A 6,342-nucleotide genomic window follows, 5' to 3' on the forward strand; every position below is an offset into this window, starting at 1 on the left:
GGCCCGCCGGCGCTCAGGCGGGCCCACGCGGGATCAGGGTTGAGCGGACGGCGGGGCGCCCCGGTCAGTAGATGCGGAAGGACGTGCCGGTCACGAGTGTGCCCCCGAAGGTCGCGGTGGTGTTCGGGGGCAGGCTCGTCTGGGTGCAGGCGGACGTCCAGCAGGCCCGCGCGGTGTACTTGCCGGTGTAGTACCCGCTGCGGTACGGCCAGGAGCCCGTGTACGTGCCCGCGGTACCGTAGAAGCCCTGGTTGGCGTACGGCACCCTGCCGCTGTAGTAGCAGCCGTCGGTGGAGTAGCAGATGTTGCGGTTGCTGATCATGGGCCGGATCCGGGTGTCCCCCGCCTCGACCGAGAGGATTTCCCCGGTGGCGGGGTCGATCTCGACCGTCTTCGGGGTGTCGGAGTGCAGGAGTTCCTGTTCCTGGGTGCTGATCTGGCCGGGGGCGGCGGTGGTCTCGGCTGCGGCGGTTCCTGTCGTGGTCAGACCGAGCGTGGCGGCCACGGCGAGCGCGGCGGCTCCCGAGGAAAGGCGTCGTGTCAGCTTGCGCATGTGATCGGTACTCCCCATCGATCGCTTCATGGTGATGACCTGTCACCGTGTGTCGCGACCGTACCAAGAACGAAGGCTCTTTCCAGTGCGATTGTAGGCATTGGCCGCAGGTTGTCCGAATCGGCTCGTGTGCTGGGTGCTTGCGCCGGGAGGTCGCGCGGTGCCGTTCAAGTCCGCCCGACGGGGCGAAGGCTGGCGGGCGATCGGGGCGACCGCAAGGCGGCGCACCCGGCTGGGCTGACCCGGCTTCGTTTCCGGCGTCTGCGTCGACCACCCTTACGCCAGGCTGCCGGGCGTACCGAACCGCTGACGCGCGAAGCGGAGGAGCGTGAGACGAGGGGGCCGAGGCGTGCGGCCGGGCCCCCTCGGCTCCACTCACCCCGGCCGATCGGGTTGGATGAGGCGAAGCGCCGCCGAACCACCAGCGGGCGGCCTTACGCGGAAGAGCGGAAGAGGGGCAGTCAGCACATGGGATTCACACCGGGCCGCCGCATCACCCACTGCCCGTACTGCGGCACGCGCTACGCGGACGGCGCCGGGTGGCCCAGGGACTGCGCGGGCTGCGGCGAGACGAGCTGGGCCAACCCCCTGCCCGTGGCGGTCGCGCTCCAGCCCGTGGCCACCACCGGGGGCGGCCGGGGTCTGGTGGTGGTGCGGCGGGACATCGAGCCCTTCCGCGGCGAACTGGCGCTGCCCGGCGGTTACATGGAGCTGGGCGAGAGCTGGCGGCAGGCCACCGTGCGCGAGCTGCGGGAGGAGACCGGGCTCGAGGCCGCGGCGCAGGACGTGGCCCTCGTCGACGTCCGCGACGGGGGCACCAGTCTGCTCGTCTTCGGCCTGCTGCCCGAGCGGGACGCCACGGACCTCCCGCCCCCGGCGCCCACGGCCGAGGCCACGGAGTGGATGGTGCTGGAGGAGCCGGCCGAGCTGGCCTTCCCGACGCACACCGAGGTGATGCGCACGTATCTGGTGGGGGAGACGGCCGCCGGTCCGGCCGTGTAGGGCGGCGCGGCTCCGCCCCGGAGTCCGACGCGGCATCGGGACCGATGCCGGGGTCCGTTTCGCGGTGGTTTCCACCACGTCTCGCAGGGTTTTCGAAACCGTGTCACGAGAAGATGTTTACAAGCGCTCCGCCCGGCGATACATCCCAACAATGGGAGCGCTCCCAGTCGCGGGTCGCGGACGACCCCACGCCCCTCCGGCCGACCACCGCCGACGGGAGCGCTTCCACGTACGGCCGTACACCCGGTGGCGGGTCGCGGCCGGCCCGGTCCGCTCCGCGGACGGGCGCCGACGGCGGTCCGCCCACGCGGAAGACTCCGAAGGAGACCCCCCACCATGGCTGTTCAGCACACCGCCCGGCGTACGGCGCCGGTCCGCTCCCCCCGCTCCTTAGCCCTTCTCGGGGCCGCCCTCTTCGGCCTCGTCATGGCCTCCGCGCCCACTCCGGCGACGGCGCACGGCGCGACCATGATGCCGGGCTCGCGCACCTACCTGTGCTACCAGGACCTGCTCAGGAACAACCACCAGTTGCCCTCCAACCCGGCCTGCGCGGACGCGGTCCGCGAGGACGGGACCACCGGGCTGTACAACTGGTTCGCCGTGCTCGACTCCAACGGCGGCGGGCGCACCACGGGTTACATCCCGGACGGCAAGCTGTGCAGCGGCGGCGACCGGGGGCCGTTCGACTTCTCCTCGTACAACGCCGCCCGCAGCGACTGGCCGAAGACGCACCTCACCTCCGGCGCCGACGTCCGGATCAAGCACAGCAACTGGGCGCACCACCCGGGCCGCTTCGACGTCTACATCACCAGGCAGGGCTGGTCCCCGAACAAGGCCCTGGCCTGGGGCGAGCTGGAGAAGATCAACACCGTGACCAACCCGCCGCAGTCGGGCAACGCCGGCTCCGAAACCGGTCACTACTACTGGGACGTCCGGCTGCCGCAGCGCTCCGGCCAGCACGTCGTCTACATCCACTGGATCCGCTCCGACAGCCAGGAGAACTTCTACTCCTGCTCCGACGTCGTCTTCGACGGCGGCAACGGCAACGTGACGTGGTGACCGGGCGGCGCTCCGCCCCGGGGACGCGCTGATCCCACCGGGCCCCGCCGGATTCTTCCGGCGGGCCCCTTCCACGTCCGCCCGCGTGCGCGCGGGGGCCTTCGCGGATTCGGCCGGTCCGGCGACCCGCGCCTCCTGACGGGCAACGCCTCCCCCACCGCGGCGCGGCGGGAGCGTCCGGGTGACGGAGCGGGCCGCTGACCTGCGGAGAGACGTCGGTGCTTTCACCCGCGCGCGGCAGTGCGACGGCAGGCGCGGCCGGGCAGCCACAGGGGCTCTGAGCTGGGATTTAGCCGATTTGACTACCGACCGTGATGAATTGCGCGCGCATATGTGCCGATTTAACGTGAATTGCGCGTGGTAGTGATCGGCTCATCACGGGCCGTGACGTACTCCACGTGCCCTTTCCCCGGGCCCGGTCCCACACCGGGTCCTCCCCTCCCAGGAGGTTTCTCCACAATGGTCAAGTCGAAGCTCAGCAAGCTCGCCCTGGTCGCCGCCGGTGGCGCCGTCGCACTCGCCACCGCCGCCGGGCCCGCCTTCGCCGAGCCGCCCGCCCCCTCCGCCGACCTCGGCCGGCAGAGCATCGAGGCCCCGCGCGCCGGTGCCGAGATGCGCAACCCGGAGATGGCGCCGGAGTCGATGGACGTCAGGCACCACACCTACAGGGGCCAGGTCATCGCCCGCACCGGCCTGAACGTCCGCAGCAAGCCCAACACCCACAGCAAGGTTCTGGCGACCCTGCCCTACGGCAAGATCGTCCACATCGAGTGCAAGGTCAACAGCCAGAACATCGACGGCAACCCGCGCTGGTACAAGCTGGACCGCAAGCACCACCACCACGACGGCTGGGTCTCCGCCCGCTACGTGGAGAACATCGGCCCGGCGCCGCACTTCTGCCGCCGCTGACGGTCGCGGCCGAACCCCTGACGCCCGTTCCCGCCGCCCTCCGGGCGGCGGGAACGGGCGTCGCCGCGCGCGGGGGATCGACGGGCTTGCCGACGAGCGGTCTCGTAGAAGGCGAGCCAGATGTGACCGCCAGTAATCCGACAGTGAGATGGCCGTGCGATGACGGGCACGCGGCGGCTGACGGAGTTCCCGGACGAGATCGGAGTGCCGCGCGGGGCCGGCCGCAGGCTCACCGTGGAGGAGCGGCGGGCCGGCTGTTCCGGCAGGTGGCCCCGGTGGCCGGCGACGCCCTCCACCCGCTGTGACACTGGAATGGTGAGAAGCGAGGAGACGGCGTTCACCGGCGGACCGATGGACGGACGGGTGCTGCCCGTCCTGCTCGGCCCCACGGGGCGGCCGCCGAAGTACTACGAGATTCCCGTCCCGGATCCGGCGGGCGGGCGACCCGTCGTCCACGTCTACCGCCTGGAGCCGGTGACCGGAGACGGGCGGTGGTCAGTGCTGCCGCGCGGCTGGAGGTACGTGTACCAGCCGGAGGGCAGGCCGCGGCGCGGGCCGAGGTGGCCGTGGAGCCGGCCGGGCACAGGAGCCGGGGGGCGCTGAGCGGAGGGTGGCCCAACTCCCTCTGGTTTTTAAGGAGTTGCAAGAGAACCTTGAGTGAGAGCGCTCTCACTCAAAAGTCTTGACCTTTGAACGCGCCCTCAGCACAGTGGCCCCATCCGGTCTCTCCCCGTCCTTCCGGGCCGCGGCCGGACGCACGGCCGTGCCTGTTGTGCCCATGCCATTACCACGTCCGTCAGGAGATCCTCACCGTGGTGTCACGCAGAAGGTTCCTCGGCCTGTCCGCCGCGGCCGTCTCGGCCCCCGTCATCGGTTACGCCGCCACGTCCTCGGGCTTCGCCGCCGGTCCGCCCGCAGGTGCGGCCGCCGCCGTCCCGACCGTGCGGTTCGTCAACGAGACGGGCTGGTCCAGCGCGTTCGCCTACGTCCACGCCGATGTGCCCGGCGGTGGGCAGGGCTTCCTCAACCCCTCCACCGGCCGCCTGGACCCGATCCCCAACCCAGCCCGGCGGATGCACGACCTGAGCGGCTTCCTCGAATCGCGCCGGATCCCGTTCGACCGGGACATCGCCCTCAACGACCACCTCACCGGTGGGCGGGCGTACGTCTCGCTCGAGCGGAGCGTCTCCTTCTTCGCCAACCCCAACGCCGCCGGCGCCGCCGGAGCCCTCGTCCAGCCGTCGGCCGCCAACCCCGCCGACCCTTCGTACCGCACCGCGTGGGACTACTGCGAGTTCACCTACAACCCGGGCGGAATCTGGGGGAACATCACCTGCGTGGACGGTGTCGCCCTGCCCGTCTCCCTCACCCTCACCCCCGGCAGCGGGCAGGTGCAGCACGTCGGCGGCATGCCCGTCGGCGGGACGGCGGCGCTGGCCGAGCGGCTGCGCCGGGCCGGCGGCGACTGGGGGAAGTGCGCGCTGTACGACGGCGGCCGGCTGGTGCGGGTCTCCAGCCCCGCCAAGCTCCCGGGCCTGGGCACGGAGGTGTTCGCCAGGCACTACCGGTCCTACGTCGACCAGGTGTGGCACGCCTACCGCGCTGACGGCGGCCGGGACCTGCGGATCGCTCTGGGCGATGTCTGGCCGGGGAGGACCGTCACCGGCCGGACCCACGGGGACCGCCTGGTCTTCGAGGGCATCACGGACGGCTCCCCGGATTCCTTCGCCAGGCCGGGGACGGCCGGCACCACCGCCGAGGCCGACATCTTCGGCTGTGACGGCACCCTCCACGGGATCAACGCCACCCAGCAGGGGCGCATCGCCGCGGTGCTGGGCGCCGCGCTGTGCCGTACCACGCTGCTGAGCAACCCCTCCCAGCCCGACGCGACCTCCGCGGAGTTCTACACCCACGGCCCCCGGCACGAGTACGCGCGGGCCGTGCACGAACTCGCCGCCGGGGGCCGCGGCTACGCCTTCCCTTACGACGACGTCACGCCCCCCGGGGAGGGCGATCTCGCGGGCGCCGTGATGTACACCGAGCGCCCCGGCGACTGGGCGCTGGCCATCACCGTCAAGCGGCCCGTCTGAGGCTCCGGCCGGTCCCGTTCCCCCGGCCGGAGTCCCGCCCGCGGTGTCCTACCGCGTTTGCCGCAGCCCGGACACCGCTGCGCAGGCCGGTCGCGGCTCCCCGTGCCACGATCGCCGCAGGACCCTCGCGGGGAGCCCGCGAGGCGGTGGCGGTGCGGAGCGCGGAGGTGAGCCGGTGGCGAGGGTGCGGGTCCATCTGGTGCGGGCGGCGGTGGCGGCGGTGACCGGGGCCGCGGTCGCCGCGGGGCCGGCACCCGCCGCCGCGGCCCCGGGCGGGACCGCCGGGGCGGCCGGAGCGGCCGGTGATGCGCCCGTCAGCGAACTCCTGACCCTGATGCGGGACCTGTACCAGCGGGCCGAGGCGGCCGGCGAGGCGCACGGCCCCGTGGAACGGGAGGTGGCCGAGCGGCGCGGGAAGGTCGACCGGCTCCAACGCGAACTGGCCGGCACCCGCGTACGGCTGGCCGAGGCCCGCGACCGGGCCGGACGGCTGGCCCGGCAGCACTACCGGGGCTCCTCCGGGGGGCTGCCGCCCTCCCTGCGGCTGCTGTTCGGCCGCGACGAGCGGGAGGTGCGGACGGTGCTGGAGCACGGGCGGGCGGTGGAGCGGGTGCTGGGCGACCGGGCCGGCCGAGGCCGACATCTTCGGCTGTGACGGCACCCTCCACGGGATCAACGCCACCCAGCAGGGGCGCATCGCCGCGGTGCTGGGCGCCGCGCTGTGCCGTA

At 72.7% G+C, this 6,342-nt stretch carries 6 protein-coding genes and 1 pseudogene; 6 read left to right on the forward strand and 1 reads right to left on the reverse strand.

Translation table 11 applies throughout. From position 1 onward, the window contains the following. Nucleotides 1-64: 64 nt before the first annotated feature. Nucleotides 65-553: a hypothetical protein gene (locus LJ221_RS12480; RefSeq protein ID WP_241716327.1), complete on the reverse strand. Its 489-nt coding sequence runs from the start codon at nucleotides 551-553 to the stop codon at nucleotides 65-67. 468 nt (nucleotides 554-1,021) lie between these two features. Between LJ221_RS12480 and LJ221_RS12485 the strand changes: the two genes are divergently transcribed. From LJ221_RS12485 to LJ221_RS12510, 6 genes and pseudogenes are all read left to right on the forward strand, one after another. Further along, complete coding sequence (locus tag LJ221_RS12485; protein WP_241716329.1) at nucleotides 1,022-1,555, forward strand: NUDIX domain-containing protein; 534 nt, start codon at nucleotides 1,022-1,024, stop codon at nucleotides 1,553-1,555. Nucleotides 1,556-1,891: 336 nt separating this feature from the next. Then, nucleotides 1,892-2,608, forward strand: a pseudogene (locus LJ221_RS12490) (lytic polysaccharide monooxygenase); the annotation flags it as partial. A 465-nt stretch (nucleotides 2,609-3,073) separates the two neighbouring features. Next, on the forward strand, nucleotides 3,074-3,523 hold the full coding sequence (locus LJ221_RS12495; RefSeq protein ID WP_241716331.1) for an SH3 domain-containing protein: 450 nt from the start codon (nucleotides 3,074-3,076) through the stop codon (nucleotides 3,521-3,523). A 315-nt stretch (nucleotides 3,524-3,838) separates the two neighbouring features. Beyond that, entirely contained in the window at nucleotides 3,839-4,126 is a 288-nt protein-coding gene (locus LJ221_RS12500; RefSeq protein WP_241716333.1) for a hypothetical protein, read from the forward strand. A gap of 209 nt (nucleotides 4,127-4,335) precedes the next feature. After that, entirely contained in the window at nucleotides 4,336-5,613 is a 1,278-nt protein-coding gene (locus tag LJ221_RS12505; protein WP_241716335.1) for a beta-1,3-glucanase family protein, read from the forward strand. A gap of 175 nt (nucleotides 5,614-5,788) precedes the next feature. Further along, complete coding sequence (locus LJ221_RS12510) at nucleotides 5,789-6,268, forward strand: hypothetical protein (RefSeq protein WP_241716337.1); 480 nt, start codon at nucleotides 5,789-5,791, stop codon at nucleotides 6,266-6,268. The last annotated feature ends 74 nt before the right edge of the window (nucleotides 6,269-6,342 follow it).

It is taken from the genome of Streptomyces sp. CNQ085 (genome assembly GCF_022614595.1).
In the GTDB taxonomy this organism is placed as follows: Bacteria; Actinomycetota; Actinomycetes; order Streptomycetales; family Streptomycetaceae; genus Streptomyces.

Excerpts from the sequence above, each read along its gene's own strand:
- LJ221_RS12480 (WP_241716327.1), bottom strand. The coding sequence starts at position 553 with ATGCGCAAGCTGACACGACGCCTTTCCTCGGGAGCCGCCGCGCTCGCC.
- LJ221_RS12485 (WP_241716329.1), top strand. The coding sequence starts at position 1,022 with ATGGGATTCACACCGGGCCGCCGCATCACCCACTGCCCGTACTGCGGC.
- LJ221_RS12495 (WP_241716331.1), top strand. The coding sequence starts at position 3,074 with ATGGTCAAGTCGAAGCTCAGCAAGCTCGCCCTGGTCGCCGCCGGTGGC.